This window comes from Pseudoduganella sp. jia 12, assembly GCF_055502675.1.
The window spans coordinates 132516-150926 of the sequence record NZ_JBUXKP010000004.1 but is presented as its reverse complement, the minus strand read 5'-3'; the positions used below and the strand labels follow the sequence as shown (position 1 = coordinate 150926).

The following is an 18411-nucleotide window of genomic DNA, read 5'->3' as shown; positions in this document are numbered from 1 at the left end:
TTTACACCACGATGTTGACCAGCTTGCCCGGCACCACGATGACCTTCTTCGGCGTGCCTTCGATGAACTTCTGCACGCTTTCCTCGGCCAGCGCGGCGGCTTCGATGGCGGCCTTGTCGGCGCCCTTCGGCACCTTCACGGAACCGCGCAGCTTGCCGTTCACCTGGATCATCATCTCGATCTCGGACTGTTCCAGCGCGGCCGGATCGACCTGCGGCCAGGCCGTATCGAGGATGTCCTTGCTGGCGGCCGCATAGCCCAGTTCCGCCCACAGCGCGTGCGTGATGTGCGGCGCCACGGGGTTCAGCAGGCGCAGGAAGATCGACAGGCCTTCGGAGATCACGGCCGACGATTCCGAGGAATCATCCAGCTTCGCGGATTCCAGCGTGTTCAGCATCTTCATGCAGGCCGACACCACGGTGTTGTACTGGATGCGCTTCAGGTCGTAGTCGGCCTGCTGCAGCACCTTGTGCAGTTCGCGGCGCAGCGTCTTGCCGGCGTCCGTCGTGGCCGTTGCGGTGAGCACGGCGCCGGCGGCTGCCACGCGGTCCTTCTGCGCATAGGCATACGCCCAGACGCGGCGCAGGAAGCGGTTCGCGCCTTCCACGCCGCTGCCCGACCATTCCAGCGTCTGTTCCGGCGGCGAGGCGAACATCGTGAACAGGCGGGCCGTGTCGGCGCCGTACTGTTCGATCTGCGCCTGCGGATCGATGCCGTTGTTCTTCGACTTCGACATCTTTTCCGTGCCGCCGATCGACACCGGCTGGCCGTCCGCCTTCAGCAGCGCGGAAAGCGGGCGGCCCTTGTCGTCGGTGGTCAGTTCCACGTCCGCCGGGTTGAACCACGTCTTCTTGCCGTTTTCTTCTTCACGATAATAGGTTTCGTTCAGCACCATGCCCTGCGTGAGCAGGTTGACGAACGGCTCGTCGAATTTCACGAGGCCCAGGTCGCGCATGACTTTCGTCCAGAAGCGCGCGTACAGCAGGTGCAGCACGGCGTGCTCGATGCCGCCGATGTACTGGTCCATCGGCATCCAGTAGTCGTTGCGCGCATCGACCATCGACTCCGAACCGGGCGACGTATATTTCATGTAGTACCAGCTCGAATCGACGAACGTGTCCATCGTGTCCGTTTCACGGCGCGCCGGCTTGCCGCACTGCGGGCAGTCGCACTTGAGGAAGGCTTCGTGCTTGTTCAGCGGGTTACCCGTGCCGTCCGGCACGCAGTCTTCCGGCAGCACGACCGGCAGGTCTTTCTCCGGCACCGGCACCGCGCCGCAGTCGGCGCAGTTGATCATCGGGATCGGCGTGCCCCAGTAGCGCTGGCGCGAAATGCCCCAGTCGCGCAGGCGGAACGTGACCTTCTTTTCGCCCAGGCCCAGCGCGGCCAGGTCGGCGGCCACCGCGTCGACGGCTTCGGCGTATTTCAGGCCGTCGTACTTGCCCGAGTTGGTGACGATGGAGATGGCCTTGTCGCCATACCATTCCTGCCATTCGGCGGTCGAGTACTCGAGGTTGTCCGCGGTCGTAATGACCTGCTTGATGGGCAGGCTGTACTTGTTGGCGAACGCGAAATCGCGCTCGTCGTGCGCCGGCACGCCCATCACGGCGCCGTCGCCGTAGGTGATCAGCACGTAGTTGCCGACCCACACTTCGATCTGCTCGCCGGTGATCGGGTGCGTGACGAACAGGCCCGTGGGCATGCCCTTCTTTTCCATCGTGGCCATGTCGGCCTCGATCACGGAACCCATCTTGCACTCGGCGATGAACGCCTGCAGTTCCGGATTGTTTTTCGCAGCATGCGTTGCCAGCGGGTGCTCGGCGGCGACCGCGCAGAACGTCACGCCCATGATCGTGTCCGGGCGCGTGGTGAACACGTACATCTTGCCGTCGCCGATCAGCTGGCCGTCATCGCCGGCGATCGTGTGCGGGAACGCGAAGCGCACGCCGGTGGACTTGCCGATCCAGTTCGACTGCATGATGCGCACGCGCTCGGGCCAGCCCGGCAGCTTGTTGTCGACGTGGTCCAGCAGCTCTTCGGCGTAGTCGGTGATGCGCGCGTAGTACATCGGGATCTCGCGCTTTTCGATCAGCGCGCCGGAACGCCAGCCGCGGCCATCGACCACCTGTTCGTTGGCCAGCACGGTCTGGTCGACCGGGTCCCAGTTCACGGTGCCGGTCTTCTTGTAGATGATGCCCTTCTCGAGCATCTTGAGGAACATCCACTGGTTCCACTTGTAGTATTCGGGCTTGCAGGCCGTCATTTCGCGCGACCAGTCGATGGCCAGGCCCATCATTTCCATCTGCGAGCGCATGTGGGCGATGTTCGAATACGTCCATTGCGCCGGCGGCACGTTGTTCGCCATGGCCGCGTTTTCAGCCGGCATGCCGAACGCATCCCAGCCCATCGGCATCAGCACGTTGTAGCCGTTCATCCGCAGGTAGCGGTACATCACATCGTTGATCGTATAGTTGCGCACGTGGCCCATGTGCAGCTTGCCGGACGGGTAAGGCAACATCGAACAGGCGTAGTACTTGCCTTTCGGGAAACGCGGGTCGTTTTCGACGGCCTTGTAGGCGTCAATGGCTTTCCAGTGCGCTTGCGCGGCTTTTTCAACGTCGGCGGGACTATATTTGTCTTGCATGATGGATGCAGAATGAAGGGAACGGTGAAAGGATATGAACCGGACATTATACAAGGCCAGTGTGCACAAGTTCACGATCCCCGTATTCGCGGTCCCCGCAACCCCATGATCTACCGCGAGTATCCGCCGCATCCAGCCTTGCGGGCACACGTGGCGTGCCTGTGGACGGCCCGCGTGACTGCGCCGGTGTCCACCGCGGCACCGCACCTGCACCGCGTGCTGCCCGACAATTGCGTGGATATCCTGTGGCAGGACGATGGCCGGCAAGCGTTTGCCGTGGGCATGATGAGCGCCTCGTTCGTGGTGCCCGCCGCGCGCCCGGTGCGCACGGTGGCGGTGCGCTTCCGGCCCGGCGCGGCCGGTGCCTTCCTCGACATGCCGCTGCACCCGCTGACCGATGGGCGGGCCGGCCTGGCCGACCTGTGGGGCCGTTCGGCGGCCGACCGCCTCGATGATGCGTTGTGGACCGATGAGCTGACCGACCGGCAGCGCATCGCGCTGGTCGAGCGCGAACTGCTGCGGCGCCTGGCCGGCATGGACGCGCGAGGCGGCATGCTGGGCTTGCGGGCCGTTGCCGCGATCGAGGCAGCGCACGGCGCCGTGCCGGTCGAAACGCTGGCCGGGGCGCTGCACGTCTCGCGCCAGCACCTCGCCGTGCAGTTCCGCCAGCAGGTGGGGATCACGCCGAAACTGTTCGCCCGCATCTGCCGTTTCCGCCGCGCGCTCGCGCTGCTGCGCGACCGTTCCCGCGATGGCGACCTGGCCGCGCTGGCCGCCGAGTGCGGCTATTTCGACCAGTCGCACCTGATTCGCGACTTCCGCGATTTCGCGGACGGCACGCCGGGCGCTTTCTGACCTTCCATTTTTCCAAGCCGCGGCCACTTTTCGCTGGCATGATGCCCCCGATCACAACGACAGGAGGACATCATGATCAAGGGACTGCGCACCGCCATTTATCCCGTGAAAGACCTGGACGCCGCGAAGGCCTGGTACAGCGAAGTGTTCGGCACGGCGCCCTATTTCGACCAGCCGTTCTACGTGGGCTTCGCGATCGGCGGCTTCGAGCTGGGGCTGACACCGGATGGCAAACCCGGCAAGGAAGGCGTGGAAGTCTACTGGGGCGTGGACGATATCCAAGCCGAGGTCGAACGCATCCTGGCCCTGGGCGCCAGCATCCACTCAGCTATCCAGGACGTGGGCGACGGCATCAAGGTGGCCGAGCTGGCGGACCCGTTCGGCAATCTGCTCGGGCTGATCCATAACCCGTACTTCGATACCGCAGCCGTGCGCTAACCCGGGCACCATACGTTCAATATACGAAACGTATACTCACAGCGGTTTCCGATGCTATTATACGATTCATATATGAATCGTATAATGAGCGAGCATGGATATCGTCACTATCAAGACCCCGGAACAGATCGAACTGTCGCGTGCCGCCGGCCAGTTGGCGGCGGACGTGCTGACGATGATCGGCCCGCACGTCAGGCCCGGGGTCAGCACCGCTTACCTGGATGAGCTGTGCAACCGGTACATCATCGACGTACTGAAGGTTATTCCGGCCAATGTGGGCTATCTCGGCTATACAAAGACCATCCTCACGTCCGTCAACGACGTCGTCTGCCATGGCATCCCGTCGCCGAAAACGCTCCTGAAGGATGGCGACATCGTCAACATCGACGTGGCCGTCATCAAGGATGGCTGGTTCGGCGACACGAGCAGGATGGTTCACGTGGGCAAGCCCAGCCGGGCCGCACGCCGGCTGTGCGAAGTGACGTATGACGCCATGTGGGCCGGCATCCGTGCCGTGAGGCCGGGTGCCACGCTGGGCGACGTGGGCCATGCGATCCAGTCACTGGCCGAAAACGCCGGCTACTCCGTCGTGCGCAACTTCTGCGGCCACGGCATCGGCACCGTGTACCACGAAGACCTGCAGGTGCGGCATTTTGGTCGCCCCGGCACGGGATTGACGCTGCAGCCCGGCATGATCTTCACGATCGAACCGATGGTCAATGCCGGCAAACACCCCACGCGCACGCTGGCCGATGGCTGGACCGTGGTGACGGAAGACCGCTCGCTGTCGGCCCAGTGGGAACACATGGTGGCGGTGACGCCGACCGGGTTCGATGTGCTGACGCTGGCACCGGGCGAGCACGCGGCCTGACCGGGCAGCGCGGCTGGACGCCTTGTGCTAATATACGGTTCATATACAAACCGTTTATCTGTACTAGTGAGACCATCATGGGCATCGTAAAAATCTCCGACCAGATGCATGAAAACCTGCGCATCGCGAGCGGCGCACTGAGCCGCTCGATCAATGCGCAGGCCGAGCACTGGCTGCGCATCGGCCTGCTGGCCGAAACCAATCCCGACCTGAACTACAGCGAACTGTGCCAGCTGCTGCTGCGCGGCGAGACGGGCCAGGGCCCGCTGCGGCTGACGCCCGTGAAAGGGGAGGCACTGCACGATGCGTAAGAAGAACAGCAACGCCATCCTCGTCAAGTCGCCCGAGCAGGTCGAACTGTCGCGCATCGCCGGCCAGCTGGCGTCGGATGTGCTGACGATGATCGGTCCGCACGTGCAGCCCGGCGTCACCACCGAATATCTCGACAAGCTGTGCAACGAATACATCGTCAACGTGCTGCAGGTGATTCCCGCCAACGTGGGCTATGCCGGCTTCACGAAGACGGTCTGCACGTCCGTCAACGAAGTGGTGTGCCACGGCATTCCCTCGCCGAAGAAGGTGCTGAAGGATGGCGACATCATCAACATCGACGTGGCCGTCATCAAGGATGGCTGGTTCGGCGACACGAGCCGCATGTACTACGTGGGCAACGTGGGCAAGGCCGCGCGCAGGCTGTGCGAAGTGACGTATGACGCCATGTGGGCCGGCATCCGCGCCGTGAGGCCGGGCGCCACGCTGGGCGACGTGGGCCACGCGATCCAGACGATGGCCGAGAATGCCGGCTTCTCCGTCGTGCGCGACTACTGCGGCCACGGCATCGGCATGGTCTACCACGAAGACCCGCAGGTGCTGCACTACGGCCGCCCTGGCCTGGGCCTCACGCTGGAGCCGGGCATGATCTTCACGATCGAGCCGATGATCAACGCCGGCAAGCACCAGACACGTTCGCTGCCGGATGGCTGGACCGTGGTGACCGCGGACCGGTCGCTGTCCGCGCAGTGGGAGCACATGGTGGCCGTGACGGCGACCGGGTTCGACGTGCTGACGCTGGCGCCGGGGGAAAAGGCGCAGTAACTGTGCTTCTGTTGAGAACCGGTGTCTGACACCTTTTCGCAAGCGAAAAGGTGTCAGACACCAGGCCTGCCAACTATTTCAGCACCAGCTTCAGCGCGGGCTTCTCGCCGTAATCCTCGTAGCGTTCGTTGATGCCGCCGATGCAGAACGCGATTTCTTCCAGCAGGTCGGGCACCGCGGCCTTCATGGCGGCGGCGTTCGTGACCACGATCTCCAGCACTTCGTTCGGCTTGAGCCGGAACTTCGTCATGCCCTCGTCGTCGCGCAGGTAAGAGAGCGCGTCGATCCAGGAGTCCATCGTGGGCGCCACGTGGTCGTTGAAACCGAATGCCGCGCGGCTGGCGGCGTGAAAACCTGCTTCGTCGCGGATCGCCGCGCCATCCAGGGTGATGGTTGTCATTGTTTCTTTTCCTTCGGTTCGGTGACGAAGACCAGCTTCGTCAAGCCTTCCTGCTGCGCCGCCGCCATCAGTTGCGCCACCGCTTCGTAGCGGGTGGCGCGGTCGGCGCGCAATTGCAGTTCGGGTTGCGGTTCGCGCCGCGCGGCCGAGGCCAGGCGCGGCTGCAGTTCGGCGGGCTTCACCGCTTCGTCGTTCCAGTAGACGATGCCTTCGGCATCGATCGATATCTTTACCGCATCGGCCGGTTGCGGCGCGCTGGTCGCCTGGGCCTTCGGCAGGTCGAGCTTCACCGCGTGCGTGAACATCGGCGCGGACAGGATGAAGATCACCAGCAGCACCAGCATCACGTCCACCATCGGCGTCACGTTGATGTCGGCCATCGCTTCCTTTTGCCGGTGATGGTTGAACGCGCCGAATGCCATGGTCGCTCAGTCCTTCGTCAGGTAGGCGTGCAGATCGTGGGCGAACGCATCGAGCTCGGTCAGCGTGAGCCGGTTGACGCGGTTGAAACCGTTATAGGCCAGCACGGCGGGAATCGCCACCATCAGGCCCACGCCGGTCATGATCAGCGCTTCGCCGACGGGGCCGGCCACCTTGTCGATTTCCACGGTGCCGGACGACGACACGGCCGCCAGCGCATGGTAGATGCCCCACACGGTACCCAGCAGGCCCACGAACGGCGCGGTGGAGGCGATCGACGCCAGCAGCGTGAGGCCCGATTCGAGCCGCACGGTGGAACGGTGGATCGCATCGCGCAGCCGCCGCGTGACCTGCTCGGAACGGCCCACCGAGGCACCGAGCGAATTGCCCGTGCCCTGGGGGGCCGGCACGGCACCCTGCTCGGCAAGCGCGAGATAGATGCCTTCGGGGTCGCCCGCCGCCACGACGGCCACGCCATCGGCCAGCGTGGGAGCATCCCAGAAACGCTGCACCACGCGCGCGCTGCGGCGCACGCGCCACGCCATCAGCCCTTTCGACAGGATGAAGAACCAGCTCGCCAGCGACATGGCCAGCAGGAAGTACGCGACAGCGTGGCTGATCGCGTCGCCCCGCTCCCAGTAGCCGGCGAACGTGAAGTGGTCCATGTCTTACTGGTTCAGGCCCAGCACGTCGTACATGTCGAACAGGCCGGTCTTCTTGTCGGCCAGGAAGCGCGATGCCCGAAGGGAGCCCTGCGCATAGCCGGCACGGCTGCTGGACTTGTGGCTGATCTCGATGCGCTCGCCGGTGCCGGCGAACAGCACCGTGTGGTCGCCGATGATGTCGCCGCCGCGGATCGTGGCAAAGCCGATCGTCGACGGATCGCGCTCGCCGGTCACGCCTTCGCGGCCATACACGGCGCATTCCTTCAGGTCGCGGCCCAGCGCGTCGGCGATCACTTCGCCCATCTTCAGCGCGGTGCCGGACGGCGCATCGACCTTGTGGCGGTGGTGCGCTTCGATGATTTCGATGTCGTAGCCGGTAGAGAGGCTTTTCGCGGCCAGTTCCAGCAGCTTGAGCGTGACGTTGACGCCCACGCTCATGTTCGGCGCGAACACGATGGCCGTTTTTTCTGCGGCAGTCTTCAGCGCGGCCTTGCCCGCGTCGTCGAACCCGGTGGTGCCGATCACCAGCTTGATGCCGTGCGCGGCGCAGTATTCGGCGTGCTGCAGCGTGCCTTCGGGGCGGGTGAAGTCGATCAGCACGTCGGCGCCCTTCAGGCCTTCGGCCAGGTCGTCCGTGACGATCGCGCCGGATGCCTTGCCGAGAAACGCGCCGGCATCCTGGCCCAGGCCGTCGCTGCCGGCGATGCCGAGGGCGCCGGACAGGCGCAGGTCATCCGCGTTCAGTACGGCTTCCACCAGCATGCGGCCCATGCGGCCGCCGGCGCCGGCGATGGCGATGTTCAGAGTGCTCATGTGTAATTCCTGATGTTGTTCTTCTGATGTTGTTCTTGCGATGCCGTCGGCCGCTTACTGGCCGGCTGGCGGCGTGGTGACCTCGACCGGATTGCGGTTGCCCGAATCCTGCCCGCTCGGCAGCGGCGCGCGCTGCGCGGCCGGCTGGTTTTCGCTGTTGCGCTTCTCGTCTTTCTGGAATTGCCGGATCGGGCCGGCGATGCGGGCAATGTATTCGCGCTCGGTAGGCAGTTCGCCGCCTTCGAAGCGCTCGACCTTGCCTTCCTTGTCGAAATACACGACCACGCTGCTCGTGGTCAGCTCGCCGTCGCCGCGCGTGAAGCGGAACGGGTAGTCCCAGCGGTTCTCGTGGAAGATGTCGTTCAGCAGCGGCGAGCCCATGATGAAACGCACCTGGTCGCGCGTCATGCCGGTTTTCAGTTGCGCCAGCATTTCCTTCGAGACGAAGTTGCCTTGCTGAATATCCGGGCGATACGGCGAGAAGAACCACATGAAGCGCTGGATCTGCGATGCCTTGGTGGTCACGGCGCCCTGCCCCGGTTCGACGACGGGGTTGGCCTGCTGCGCCACCTGCGCGCCTTCCTTCGGCCCCAGCACGGTCTTGCCGGCGCAGCCACCCAGTGCGACTGCCACGCAGGCCGCCGCCGCAAGCAGGGGCAGGCGGGATGTCCGCGGTTTCATAACTGGCAAGACCGCGAACGGGGCAGCAGGCAGGACGGACGACGGTGACGCTTGGGTGACGCGCATAAGTGACCTCAAATCGATTGAGCGGAAGTGCCGAAACGCTATATCATAAAGCACTCCAGCAAAAACCGACTACCGAACATGAGTAACAGCCCAACCGACCTGAAGGCCAGCGGCCTGAAGGCCACCCTGCCGCGCCTGAAGATTCTCGACATCTTCCAGAACAGTTCCGTGCGTCACCTGACGGCCGAAGATGTCTATAAGATCCTCCTGGCCGACAATATGGACGTCGGTCTTGCCACCGTTTATCGCGTGCTGACGCAGTTCGAACAGGCTGGCCTGTTGAACCGCAATCACTTCGAAAGCGGCAAGGCGATCTTTGAACTGAACCAGGGTTCCCACCACGATCACCTCGTGTGCCTCGATTGCGGCCGCGTGGAGGAATTCGTCGACGAGGAAATCGAAGCCCGCCAGCAGCGCATCGCCGTCGAACGCGGCTTCAAGATCGCCGAGCATGCATTGGCGATCTATGGCAGTTGCATAAAGGATAACTGCCCGCACCGGCACTGAACGCATCACCGTCAGTCAAAAACGGCCTTTACAGGCCGTTTTTTTATTGCAATGTTGCCTGAAAAATGGGGTACGTCCCCATTTTTCGAGCAACATTCAGCCCTGGCTGAGCGCGTTCGACAGCAGCCGCGACGTGATGTCCACGATCGGGATCACCCGTTCATAGGCCATCCGCGTCGGCCCGATCACGCCGAGCGTGCCGACGATCCTGCCGTTCGCCTCGTAAGGCGCGGTGACCACGCTCATCTCGTCGAGTGGCAGCAGGTTCGATTCGCCGCCGATGAAGATCTGCACGCCGGAAGCTTTCGACGACACGTCGAGCAGCTGCATCAACCCCGTCTTTTGCTCGAACATGTCGAACATCTGGCGCAGCGACGTCATGTTCGACGACAGGTCGCTCACCGACAGCAGGTTGCGTTCCCCGGAAATTACCATGTCGTCGCCGGTGTCGGCCATCGCCTCGCTGCCCGCCTCCACCGCCGCCTGCATCAGGCGGCCCATGTCGTCGCGCAGCTGGCGCAGTTCGCCCTGCATGCGCGTGCGCACCTCGTCGAACGCCAGGCCACTGTAGTGCTGGTTGATGAAGTTGGCCGATTGCTGCAGCTGGGACGGCGTGTAGTCGACGTCCGTCAGCAGCAGGCGGTTCTGCACGTCGCCACCGGGGGCGACGATCACCAGCAGGATGCGTTTTTCGCCCAGGCGCAGGAATTCGATCTGCCGGAATGCCGATTCGCGGCGCGGGCTCATCACCACGCCGGCGAACTGCGACAGCGACGACAGCATCTGCGCCGCGTTGGCGATCAGCTTTTGCGGCGGGTGCGCCTGCGGGCGCAGGCGCGATTCGACGGCGCTTTCGTCCATCGGCTGCACGGTCAGCAGCGTGTCGACGAAGATGCGGTAGCCGCGCGGCGTGGGCACGCGGCCGGCGGAAGTGTGGGGGCTGGCGACATAACCGAGTTCTTCCAGGTCGGCCATGATGTTGCGGATCGTGGCCGGCGACAGGTCAAGGCCGGAAATCTTCGACAGCGCGCGCGAGCCGACGGGCTGGCCATCGGCGATATAGCGCTCCACGAGGGCTTTGAGCAGGGTTTGGGCACGGGTATCGAGTTGCATGATCGGTTCACAGGCTAGGCAGAGTGGGTCACTTGACAACGGCGTGGCAAAGAAAAGTGATGGTTTTTTGTGTCAGGCAAGGCGCAAATGCCCCGGCATGGCGAACGATGGCGGGGCGTTGCCAACAACGCCTGGGCGCAAAAAGGCGCGCTTTCATGCCACGGTCAGTTGCCGGGGGACCCACTACTCATTATGCACCGCCAGGTGCGCGCCGGGAATTCAATCGACTAACTGTTGTTCCAGCCACGCAATCAGCTCCCCCACGTCGCGGCAAATCGCGTCGGGCACGATGCCTGCTTCCACGTGCGCCGTGCTGCCGGTGCGGTTCATCCACACGGCTTTCAGGCCTGCCTTCTGCGCGCCTTCCACGTCCAGGCGCAGGTCGTCGCCCACGTACACGGTTTCATGCGGCGCCACGCCGAGCGCTTCGCATGCCGCCAGGAAGATGCCCGGATCGGGTTTCGCCTTGCCGAACCGGCTGGCCGCGAGCGATACCTTGAAATGGTGGGCGAGGCCGATGACTTCAAGGTCGGCGTTGCCGTTCGAGATCGTGCCCAGCGTGACCTTTTCCGCCAGGCGCTGCAGCCCGGGCAGCACGTCGTGGTAAAGCTCGACGGTGTTGCGTGCGGCCGCGAACAGCTTGATGGCCTCGTCGAGCCGGGCCAGGTCTTCGCCCACGTGCTGGAACGCCGCTTCCAGCCCGGCGCGGCGCAGGCTGATCAGGTCGAGGTGGTGTTCCGGCTTTTCGGCCAGCAGCGCCATGCGGCGCGCCCGCAGTTCTTCGATCGTGAAGGTTTGCGCCACTTTCGGCGCGTGTTCGGCCAGCCACGCATGCAGCGCGCGTTCCGCTTCGGCGATCACGGGGCCGATCGGCCACAGCGTATCGTCCAGGTCGAACAGGATGGCTTTGGGTCGTGCGATATCGTTCATGGGACCATTGTCGCATGGCCCGGCCGGGAATACAGGCACGCTGTCGTTTCCGTATCCAGCGGGTCCGCATCCGTACCCACTTGGTGCTAAATTAACGGACTGTCATCGATCCGGGGTCATCATGCGCTTGCTGCATCCACTCTCCATTTCGCTTGCAGCCGCCCTCCTGGCCGGCTGCGCCACGACCGCGCCGCTGCCGCCGCAGGTACTGTCGGCCTACGTGGTGCTGGGCGAGGAAGGCGCCGCCACGGCGCGCGCGATCACGTCGGCCACGGCCTGCCCCACGCTGGACGTGGATGGCCGCCCGGTGCCGATGACGGTGCGCGCCGTGCCGGCCACGGTCGCGCAGCGGCCCACCGCATCGGGACCGGCCGATTCGAAGCCTTCGGCGTTTCCCGTGCTGGCATGCGAAGCGCCGCTGCCCGCCGGTGCGCAGCAGGCGGCGCTGGCCGGTGCCGCCCTGCCGGTGCCCGGGCCCGACGCGCGGCGCATCGTCGTCATCGGCGATACCGGCTGCCGGCTGAAGAAGGCCGATCACGCCTGGCAAGCGTGCAACGATCCCGAACAATTTCCATTCGCGGACGTGGCCGCGGCCGCGGCCCGGTGGCAACCCGATCTCGTGGTGCACGTCGGGGACTACCACTACCGCGAGAATCCTTGCCCGGACGGCAACGCGGGCTGCGCCGGCAGCCCATGGGGGTATGGCTGGGATACGTGGCACGCGGATTTTTTCCAGCCAGCAGCGCCCTTGCTGCGTGCGGCGCCCTGGGTGGTGGTGCGCGGCAACCATGAGAGCTGCGCGCGGGCCGGCCAGGGCTGGTGGCGCTTCCTCGATCCGCGCCCGCTGCGGGCAGGCAGCGACTGCAACCTGCCGTCCGACGATGCCATCGGCGACTACAGCGATCCCTATGCGGTGCCGCTGGGCGGCGATGCGCAACTGATCGTGGTCGACACGGCCGCCACGTCGTGGCGCGGGCTGAAGCCGGACAGCACCGGCTTTGCCCGCTACCGTGGCGCCTATGAAAAAACCGAGACGCTGTCGCAGCGCGCCACCTGGAACCTGCTGGCGAACCATCACCCGGTGCTGGGCTTCGGCGCCAGCCTCGACAAGGCCAGCCAGGTTCGCCTCGAACTGGGCGACGCGGGGCTGCAGCAAAGCTTCGGCGCCGTCAACCCGATGCTGCTGCCGCCGCGCGTGCAGGCGCTGCTGTCGGGTCACGTGCACTTGTGGCAACAGGTCAGTTTCAGGACGGATCATCCGACCCAGTTCGTGGCCGGTTTTTCCGGCACGCTGGAGGACGTGGTGCCGCTGCCGGACGACGTGTCGGCCATCGAGCCGGCGCCGGGTGCCATCATCGCCGCCTTCAGCGCATGGCAAGGCGGTTTCGGTTTCATGACCATGGAGCGGGTGGCGCCGGACGCGTGGCAGGTGGAAGTGCATGACCGCGACGGGCACGTGCGCAACCGCTGCCGGCTGCAGGGGCGGCAGTCGTCGTGCACCATCGCGCGCGTGCCGTGAACCTAGTAAAGACACATGTCGTTACAAGCATTTAGCGAACCAGGCCTTGCCAAATGCACTAAAATAAGGCCCGTTTCCGGCTCAGCCGCCGCTTACGGACGGCAACGCACCGCTTTCGGCCCAGCCACCGTCCGGCATCCGCCCCGATCACTTTGGAGATTGTTATTGTTATGAAGAGTATGTATGCGCGCGCAACCGCCGGCGCGTTGTGCGCTGCGCTGCTGGCCGGCTGCGGCGGCAGCGACAACGGCAACCTGACCCTGGTGGTGACAGTCAAGGACCTGCTCAAGCCGGGCCTGGTATTGAAGAATGGCGACCAGACCGTGACCGTCGCCGCGGGGCAGACCGAGGTGTATTTTCCGAACCTGATCGCGGAAGACTCCACGATCAATATCGAGATCGCGACGCAGCCTACCGCCACGGTGTGCACACCGGATGCGGCGACCGCCACCAACATCAAGGCCAACTACTACACCGCGATACGCACCTCCGTCACCTGCGTGACCAACAGCTACAAGCTGGGCGGCACCGTGACGGGCCTGACGCAGGACCAGCTGGTGCTGACCGTGGGCAGCAATACCGTGACGATCCGTCCGGAAACCGGTTCGAACTTCGTGTTCCCCGGCACGCTGTATGACGGCTTCGCCTACGGCGTGACCGTGCTGCAGCAGCCCGACGGCCTGACCTGCACCGTGGAAAATCCGACCGGCACCATGCCGTCGGGCGACCGGCTGAACATCGCGGTCTCGTGCGTTCCGCGCGCTTCCTGAACACCGCCAACCTGGAGAAATCAATGAAAGCAAACACTATCGGCATGGCGGTGCTGGCACTGGCCCTCGCTGCCTGCGGCGGCAAGTCGGAATTCACGATCAACGGCGGCTTCTATGATTCGCTTGGCAATCTCGAGCCGCTGAAAAACCCCGGCCTGGTCCTGGCCAACGGCGACGACGAGATCGACGTTCCGGTCGGCACCACCCGGTTCAGCTTCCCGAAAACGATCGAATACGGCAATGCCTTCAATGTCGTGATCAAGACCCAGCCGCAGCACATGACCTGCGACCCGACGAGCACGCCGGGCACCGCCGGCCGTACCGAGTCGATCAACATCGCGCTGAGGTGTGTCCAGAACGCGTATACGGTCGGGGTCACGGTCAAGGGCCTGACGGAAGCCGCGGCCACGGACGCCAGGTTGCAACTGATCAATGGCTCCAACATCGTGGAAGTCACCGCGGCATCGCCAGCGGCAAGCTTCGCGCAGATCCCGGTGGGCACGGCCTACGGTATCACGATCTTCCAGCAGCCACTGAACCAGACCTGCACGATCACGAACGGCTCCGGCATCATGGGCGATGCCGACCGGGTCGACGCGGTGGTGAACTGCGTCAAAAATCCTTGATATTCACAAGTGGAATGATGGGAATCATGAAGATAAATTGGATCAATATGCCGCAGCGCATCATAATCATTCCCGTCTCCTCCACTTCTTTCTGAGAATTGGATTTAGCCGGCTCCCAGAGCCGGCTTTTTTTTGCCCGCAATATTTCCTGAAACCGGGGTCAGACCCCGGTTTCAGGAAACTTTCGGCATGCGGACGGCAAAAAAAACCGCCGGGCCTTGCGGCGCCGGCGGCTTTCGCGGTCAGCTGGCGATCAGAACTTGTATGCCAGCCCGATGTTGTAGCGCCGGCCGTATTCCATCACGTTCTGGATATACGGGTTGCCGGCCTGCTCGTGGATCACCCGCTGGTTCGTGATATTGTCCAGGCCCACGTGCAGTTGCAGCTGCGGCGTGAGGTACTTCGAGATGTTCGCCGAGACGTACGTTTCCTCGTCGTTTTCCACCAGGTAGCCGGCCGTCCAGCGCGGCATGCGCACGAACGGGCTGTGGTAGTTCGCCTGCAGCCGTGCCTCGAAGCCGTTCTTCTCGTACCACAGCGTTACGCCACCGTTACGCCGCATCAGGCCCACCATGGGGAAGCCGCCGGTGAATTCCTTGATGCTGCTGTCGTTGTACGAGAAGTTCGCCGCCACGCCCAGGCCGTCGAACGGCGCTGGCAGCATCGTGAACGCCTGCTGGTAGGCGAATTCCAGGCCGCGCACGTAGCCACCCTCGCCGTTGATCGAGCGCGTGAGCGTGGCCGGCCGGCCGTCGATCGTGGTGGTATCGCTGGTGATGCCGATGTAGCTGCCCACTTTTTTATAGAACATGCCCGCCGACAGCAGCCCGCCCTGGTCGAAATACCACTGGTACGACAGGTCGGCCTGGTTCGCCATCATCGGCAGCAGGCCCGGGTTGCCGGCGTTGCCCGTGGCCGGCTGGCTCGATCCGGTGTCGATGGCCAGCTGGCGCGATGCGCGCATCTCGTCCATCGGCGCGCGCGACATGGCGCGGGCCAGCGAGAAGCGCAGCTGGTGTTCCTGCGCCTCATCCAGGTTCAGGATCAGGTTGGCGCTCGGCAGCGCCTTCGTGTACGACGCGCCGCCTTGCGTCGCGGTCGGTGCGGCGCCGTTACGCGACTCCATGCCGTAGCCGGTCTGCTTCGTGTGCACCACGCGCAGGCCCACGTTGCCGCGGTATTTCAGGCCGAGCATCTCGCCTTCCAGGTCGCCCTGCGCATACACGGCGCTCGTGCGCTCCTTCACGCGCCAGCCGGCCAGCAGGTCGGTGGTCGTCTGCGTGCGGCCATCCGGCGACAGCGCGCCGGCACCGAACAGCGAACCCACGGTGCCGTTGAAGTCGTTCAGCATCAGCGCCGGGAAATAACCGTCCGAGCGGATCGTCTCGAACGCCGATGCAGGCAGCGACGTGGCCGTCGTGGCCAGGTTCCACGTGGTCTGGTGGAACGATTTGTCGCGATCGGAGAACCGCGCGCCGAACTTGATGCGGCTGACCGGGCCCAGTTCGACCGGCCGCCAGGCCGACAACTGGGCCGAGTTCAACTTGTCGTCGACGTGACCGTCGGCATCGATGTACAGCGCCGGTGCGCCGAAGATCGCCGCATTGCCGGTATCCTGCGTGAACGAATACGACTGGTAATCATTGCCCGTGAACGCCCAGCTCAGCGTGCCGGGGGCACTGGTCTGGCGCACGTCGGCCCACTGGCTGTCGCGATCGGCGCGGGACGTGGCGACGTCGGCATCGATCTTCCACTCGCCCACGTTGAACTTGCCGTTCAGGCCACCGGCGAAATTGCTCATGTTCTGGAACCAGCGCGTGCTGTGCGTCGACACGGTCACATCGCGCACGGTGGCACCGACCACGTAGCCGTCGCGGATGTCCAGGTTCGAGAAATTCGGCGTCTGCCAGCCATCCCAGTTGCCGATGTCGCCGGTCCAGTGCTGCACGCTCGGTTCCTGGATCTTGTTCTTTGCGTAATACACGTCCGCCGTGATGTGCGCATCCGGGCTCAGTTTCCATTCCACCTTGCCCAGCACGCTGGCGCGCTCGTTGGTGCCGCGCTTGACCTCGTCCTCGAAGCCCCACGGGGTCTTGTCGACGCGGCCATCGCCCGTCATGTCCACCGAGTTATCCTCGTTGAAGCCCCAGTGGTTCTTCCGTTTTTCGATCGACGGCTGCTTCTGGTAACTGGCCGCCAGCGCCACGCCGACGCTGCCGCCGGCCAGCTGGTCGATGTAGATGCCGCCCAGGCGCGGCCGCCAGGCCTTCGCATCGACGTCGTTGGCCAGCGGGTAGTACAGCGCATCGGCCTTGACGGACATCTGCCGGCCCTTGTACTTCAGCGGCTGCACCGTCTGCAGGTCGATCGACGTGGCGACGCCGCCTTCGACCAGGTCGGCGTTCTGTGTCTTGTAGACCACCGCGCCGGACAGCGACTCGGAAGGGAACTGCTCGAACCGCACCGCGCGGTTCGGCTCGGACGACGCCAGCTCACGGCCGTTCAGCGTGGCCCCGATGAAGCGCTCGCCCATGCCGCGCGCCACGATCTGGCTGGCATTGCCGCGGTCCAGGCCGGCGGCCAGGCCCGGCAGCCGGGCCAGCGATTCGGCGATCGTCGTATCCGGCAGCTTGCCGATGTCTTCCGACGACACCACTTCGACGATGCTGTTGGAATTTTCCTTGACGGACAGCGCGCTGCGCACCGAGGCGCGGATGCCGGTCACGGTCACCTGCTGCACGGCGGTATCGCCGGCCACGGGGGCCTCCGGTTGCTGGGCGGCCTGTTGTGCGAGCGCGGCGGCGGGAACGAAGGCAGGGACGAAAAACAGCGCGCGTACCAGCACGCTGATGGGGGTGGGCTTCATGGGGTCTCCGTGTGATTTTTATTTGAAATTGCCGTCGGCACGCGCGCTGCATGCCAATCGATCAACTTCTTGATAAAAATTTTATGCGGCTGAAATGCTTGTCAGCCAATGAAACATTACGGATGACTTATATGAAAACGATATACATCAGGAGGGAGCACTGCTAAGGCCTTGTATCGACAAGGAATTAGCAGTATGCAAGCCAGGCGGAGTGAATGCACCTGAGAGCCGTTGCGTTGCGCCGTTGTAACGAAAACGCAACGCAGATTGTCTTCCGGTTACTGGCCCGCGGTTTTCAGGCTGTTCGCCAGCGCCACGTAGGCTTCCATCGCCACCGTTTCCGGGCGCATGGCGGGATCGATGCCCACGTCGATGATCTGCTGTTCCGTGAACATGCCGGCCAGGCAGTTGCGGATCACCTTGCGGCGCTGCGAGAACGCCTTGGCCACCACTGCTTCCAGCGTGGCGACATCGCACGGCAGCGGTTCGGCGATGGGAATCATCCGCACGATCGCCGAATCCACCTTCGGCGGCGGGTCGAACGCTTCGGGCGGCACGACGAACATCAGCGCCATCCGGTAGCGCCATTGCAGCATCACCGACAGGCGGCCATAGGCCTTGGTGCCCGGCTCGGCCACCATGCGCTCGACCACTTCCTTCTGCAGCATGAAGTGCTGGTCCTCGATCTGCGGCGCGAATTCGGCGAGGTGGAACAGCAGCGGGCTGGAGATGTTGTACGGCAGGTTACCGACGACGCGCAGCTTGCGCCCCTCCGGCACGGGAATGGCGCCGAAGTCGAACTTGAGCGCATCGCCGGAATGGATCGTCAGCTTTTCGCGGGGAAAGCGCTTTTCCAGCCGCGCCACCAGATCGCGATCGAGTTCCACCACGTGCATGTGCGGCAGCGACTTCAGCAGCAGGTCCGTCATCGCCGCGAGGCCGGGGCCGATCTCCACCATCGTATCGCCGGGAGCCGGCGCGATGGCCGTGATGATATCGCCGAGGACACTGTCATCGTGCAAAAAATTCTGGCCGAAGCGCTTGCGGGCTATGTGTTTCATGTAATCGAGAAATAGTTGCCAAAAACCGGGGTCTGACCCCGAATTTTGGAAATAGTTGCCAAAAACCGGGG

General features: G+C 64.2%; 19 protein-coding genes. 9 read left to right on the top strand and 10 right to left on the bottom strand.

The features are described from left to right. Position 1: 1 nt before the first annotated feature. Positions 2-2644: a leucine--tRNA ligase gene (gene leuS / locus ACY65G_RS09900; RefSeq protein ID WP_464997196.1), complete on the bottom strand. Its 2643-nt coding sequence runs from the start codon at positions 2642-2644 to the stop codon at positions 2-4. Positions 2645-2749: 105 nt separating this feature from the next. On the opposite strand from leuS, the gene ACY65G_RS09895 reads away from it, so the two are divergent. The 5 genes from ACY65G_RS09895 (at position 2750) to map (ACY65G_RS09875) (ending at position 5903) form a co-directional block, all read left to right on the top strand. Beyond that, positions 2750-3499: a DUF6597 domain-containing transcriptional factor gene (locus ACY65G_RS09895; protein ID WP_464997195.1), complete on the top strand. Its 750-nt coding sequence runs from the start codon at positions 2750-2752 to the stop codon at positions 3497-3499. Positions 3500-3571: 72 nt separating this feature from the next. Then, positions 3572-3937 carry a VOC family protein gene (locus ACY65G_RS09890; protein ID WP_464997194.1) on the top strand — a complete coding sequence of 122 codons (366 nt, stop codon included), beginning with the start codon at positions 3572-3574 and terminating at the stop codon, positions 3935-3937. Positions 3938-4031: 94 nt separating this feature from the next. Beyond that, entirely contained in the window at positions 4032-4808 is a 777-nt protein-coding gene (gene map, locus ACY65G_RS09885; protein ID WP_464997193.1) for a type I methionyl aminopeptidase, read from the top strand. Between the two features lie 77 nt (positions 4809-4885). After that, positions 4886-5119, top strand: a complete 234-nt coding sequence (locus ACY65G_RS09880; protein ID WP_130187302.1) for a ParD-like family protein — start codon at positions 4886-4888, stop codon at positions 5117-5119. Next, positions 5112-5903, top strand: coding sequence for a type I methionyl aminopeptidase (map, locus tag ACY65G_RS09875; protein ID WP_464997192.1), 792 nt, complete (start codon positions 5112-5114; stop codon positions 5901-5903). The genes ACY65G_RS09880 and map (ACY65G_RS09875) overlap by 8 nt, the downstream gene beginning before the upstream one ends. A gap of 73 nt (positions 5904-5976) precedes the next feature. Here the strand turns inward: map (ACY65G_RS09875) and ACY65G_RS09870 are convergent, their stop codons facing one another. Genes ACY65G_RS09870 through ACY65G_RS09850 form a run of 5 tightly spaced genes read right to left on the bottom strand, consistent with a single transcriptional unit; the run spans position 5977 to position 8834 of the window. Further along, a complete protein-coding gene (locus tag ACY65G_RS09870; protein WP_464997191.1) occupies positions 5977-6303 on the bottom strand; it encodes a barstar family protein in 327 nt (108 codons plus the stop codon). Continuing rightward, positions 6300-6725, bottom strand: coding sequence for an ExbD/TolR family protein (locus ACY65G_RS09865; RefSeq protein ID WP_464997190.1), 426 nt, complete (start codon positions 6723-6725; stop codon positions 6300-6302). Before ACY65G_RS09865 ends, ACY65G_RS09870 begins: the two co-directional genes overlap by 4 nt. Positions 6726-6731: 6 nt before the next feature. Next, positions 6732-7388: a MotA/TolQ/ExbB proton channel family protein gene (locus tag ACY65G_RS09860; protein WP_464997189.1), complete on the bottom strand. Its 657-nt coding sequence runs from the start codon at positions 7386-7388 to the stop codon at positions 6732-6734. Between the two features lie 3 nt (positions 7389-7391). Then, positions 7392-8201: a 4-hydroxy-tetrahydrodipicolinate reductase gene (gene dapB / locus ACY65G_RS09855; RefSeq protein ID WP_464997188.1), complete on the bottom strand. Its 810-nt coding sequence runs from the start codon at positions 8199-8201 to the stop codon at positions 7392-7394. Between the two features lie 54 nt (positions 8202-8255). Next, complete coding sequence (locus ACY65G_RS09850; protein WP_464997187.1) at positions 8256-8834, bottom strand: outer membrane protein assembly factor BamE; 579 nt, start codon at positions 8832-8834, stop codon at positions 8256-8258. Positions 8835-9026: 192 nt separating this feature from the next. Between ACY65G_RS09850 and fur the strand changes: the two genes are divergently transcribed. Then, positions 9027-9455: a ferric iron uptake transcriptional regulator gene (gene fur / locus ACY65G_RS09845; protein WP_130187295.1), complete on the top strand. Its 429-nt coding sequence runs from the start codon at positions 9027-9029 to the stop codon at positions 9453-9455. 96 nt (positions 9456-9551) lie between these two features. On the opposite strand, the gene hrcA is transcribed toward fur, so the two are convergent. Together hrcA and ACY65G_RS09835 are read right to left on the bottom strand one after the other, a co-directional pair. Further along, a complete protein-coding gene (gene hrcA, locus ACY65G_RS09840; protein WP_464997186.1) occupies positions 9552-10568 on the bottom strand; it encodes a heat-inducible transcriptional repressor HrcA in 1017 nt (338 codons plus the stop codon). A 219-nt stretch (positions 10569-10787) separates the two neighbouring features. Next, positions 10788-11498 carry an HAD family hydrolase gene (locus ACY65G_RS09835; protein ID WP_464997185.1) on the bottom strand — a complete coding sequence of 237 codons (711 nt, stop codon included), beginning with the start codon at positions 11496-11498 and terminating at the stop codon, positions 10788-10790. Positions 11499-11619: 121 nt separating this feature from the next. Here ACY65G_RS09835 and ACY65G_RS09830 point away from each other — a divergent pair, with 121 nt between their 5' ends. The 3 genes from ACY65G_RS09830 to ACY65G_RS09820 all read left to right on the top strand — a co-directional run bounded on the left by ACY65G_RS09830 (position 11620) and on the right by ACY65G_RS09820 (position 14413). After that, the gene (locus tag ACY65G_RS09830; protein ID WP_464997184.1) at positions 11620-13017 is read left to right on the top strand and encodes a metallophosphoesterase family protein; all 1398 of its coding nucleotides are present in this window, start codon (positions 11620-11622) and stop codon (positions 13015-13017) included. A gap of 170 nt (positions 13018-13187) precedes the next feature. Continuing rightward, on the top strand, positions 13188-13787 hold the full coding sequence (locus ACY65G_RS09825) for a hypothetical protein (RefSeq protein ID WP_464997183.1): 600 nt from the start codon (positions 13188-13190) through the stop codon (positions 13785-13787). A gap of 23 nt (positions 13788-13810) precedes the next feature. Next, entirely contained in the window at positions 13811-14413 is a 603-nt protein-coding gene (locus tag ACY65G_RS09820) for a hypothetical protein (protein WP_464997182.1), read from the top strand. Positions 14414-14666: 253 nt separating this feature from the next. Here ACY65G_RS09820 and ACY65G_RS09815 read toward each other — a convergent pair whose 3' ends face one another. Both ACY65G_RS09815 and rsmA read right to left on the bottom strand, forming a co-directional pair. After that, positions 14667-17279, bottom strand: coding sequence for a TonB-dependent receptor (locus tag ACY65G_RS09815; protein WP_464997181.1), 2613 nt, complete (start codon positions 17277-17279; stop codon positions 14667-14669). A 278-nt stretch (positions 17280-17557) separates the two neighbouring features. Further along, positions 17558-18340 carry a 16S rRNA (adenine(1518)-N(6)/adenine(1519)-N(6))-dimethyltransferase RsmA gene (gene rsmA / locus ACY65G_RS09810; RefSeq protein WP_464997180.1) on the bottom strand — a complete coding sequence of 261 codons (783 nt, stop codon included), beginning with the start codon at positions 18338-18340 and terminating at the stop codon, positions 17558-17560. Positions 18341-18411: the final 71 nt, after the last annotated feature.

Bases quoted from the DNA above. Each gene is read 5' to 3' on its own strand.
- ACY65G_RS09870 (WP_464997191.1), bottom strand. From the start codon at position 6,303: ATGACAACCATCACCCTGGATGGCGCGGCGATCCGCGACGAAGCAGGT.
- ACY65G_RS09880 (WP_130187302.1), top strand. From the start codon at position 4,886: ATGGGCATCGTAAAAATCTCCGACCAGATGCATGAAAACCTGCGCATC.
- rsmA (WP_464997180.1), bottom strand. From the start codon at position 18,340: ATGAAACACATAGCCCGCAAGCGCTTCGGCCAGAATTTTTTGCACGAT.
- ACY65G_RS09895 (WP_464997195.1), top strand. From the start codon at position 2,750: ATGATCTACCGCGAGTATCCGCCGCATCCAGCCTTGCGGGCACACGTG.
- ACY65G_RS09860 (WP_464997189.1), bottom strand. From the start codon at position 7,388: ATGGACCACTTCACGTTCGCCGGCTACTGGGAGCGGGGCGACGCGATC.
- map (WP_464997192.1), top strand. From the start codon at position 5,112: ATGCGTAAGAAGAACAGCAACGCCATCCTCGTCAAGTCGCCCGAGCAG.
- fur (WP_130187295.1), top strand. From the start codon at position 9,027: ATGAGTAACAGCCCAACCGACCTGAAGGCCAGCGGCCTGAAGGCCACC.
- ACY65G_RS09815 (WP_464997181.1), bottom strand. From the start codon at position 17,279: ATGAAGCCCACCCCCATCAGCGTGCTGGTACGCGCGCTGTTTTTCGTC.
- dapB (WP_464997188.1), bottom strand. From the start codon at position 8,201: ATGAGCACTCTGAACATCGCCATCGCCGGCGCCGGCGGCCGCATGGGC.
- leuS (WP_464997196.1), bottom strand. From the start codon at position 2,644: ATGCAAGACAAATATAGTCCCGCCGACGTTGAAAAAGCCGCGCAAGCG.
- ACY65G_RS09825 (WP_464997183.1), top strand. From the start codon at position 13,188: ATGAAGAGTATGTATGCGCGCGCAACCGCCGGCGCGTTGTGCGCTGCG.
- ACY65G_RS09835 (WP_464997185.1), bottom strand. From the start codon at position 11,498: ATGAACGATATCGCACGACCCAAAGCCATCCTGTTCGACCTGGACGAT.
- ACY65G_RS09830 (WP_464997184.1), top strand. From the start codon at position 11,620: ATGCGCTTGCTGCATCCACTCTCCATTTCGCTTGCAGCCGCCCTCCTG.
- ACY65G_RS09820 (WP_464997182.1), top strand. From the start codon at position 13,811: ATGAAAGCAAACACTATCGGCATGGCGGTGCTGGCACTGGCCCTCGCT.
- ACY65G_RS09890 (WP_464997194.1), top strand. From the start codon at position 3,572: ATGATCAAGGGACTGCGCACCGCCATTTATCCCGTGAAAGACCTGGAC.
- map (WP_464997193.1), top strand. From the start codon at position 4,032: ATGGATATCGTCACTATCAAGACCCCGGAACAGATCGAACTGTCGCGT.
- ACY65G_RS09865 (WP_464997190.1), bottom strand. From the start codon at position 6,725: ATGGCATTCGGCGCGTTCAACCATCACCGGCAAAAGGAAGCGATGGCC.
- hrcA (WP_464997186.1), bottom strand. From the start codon at position 10,568: ATGCAACTCGATACCCGTGCCCAAACCCTGCTCAAAGCCCTCGTGGAG.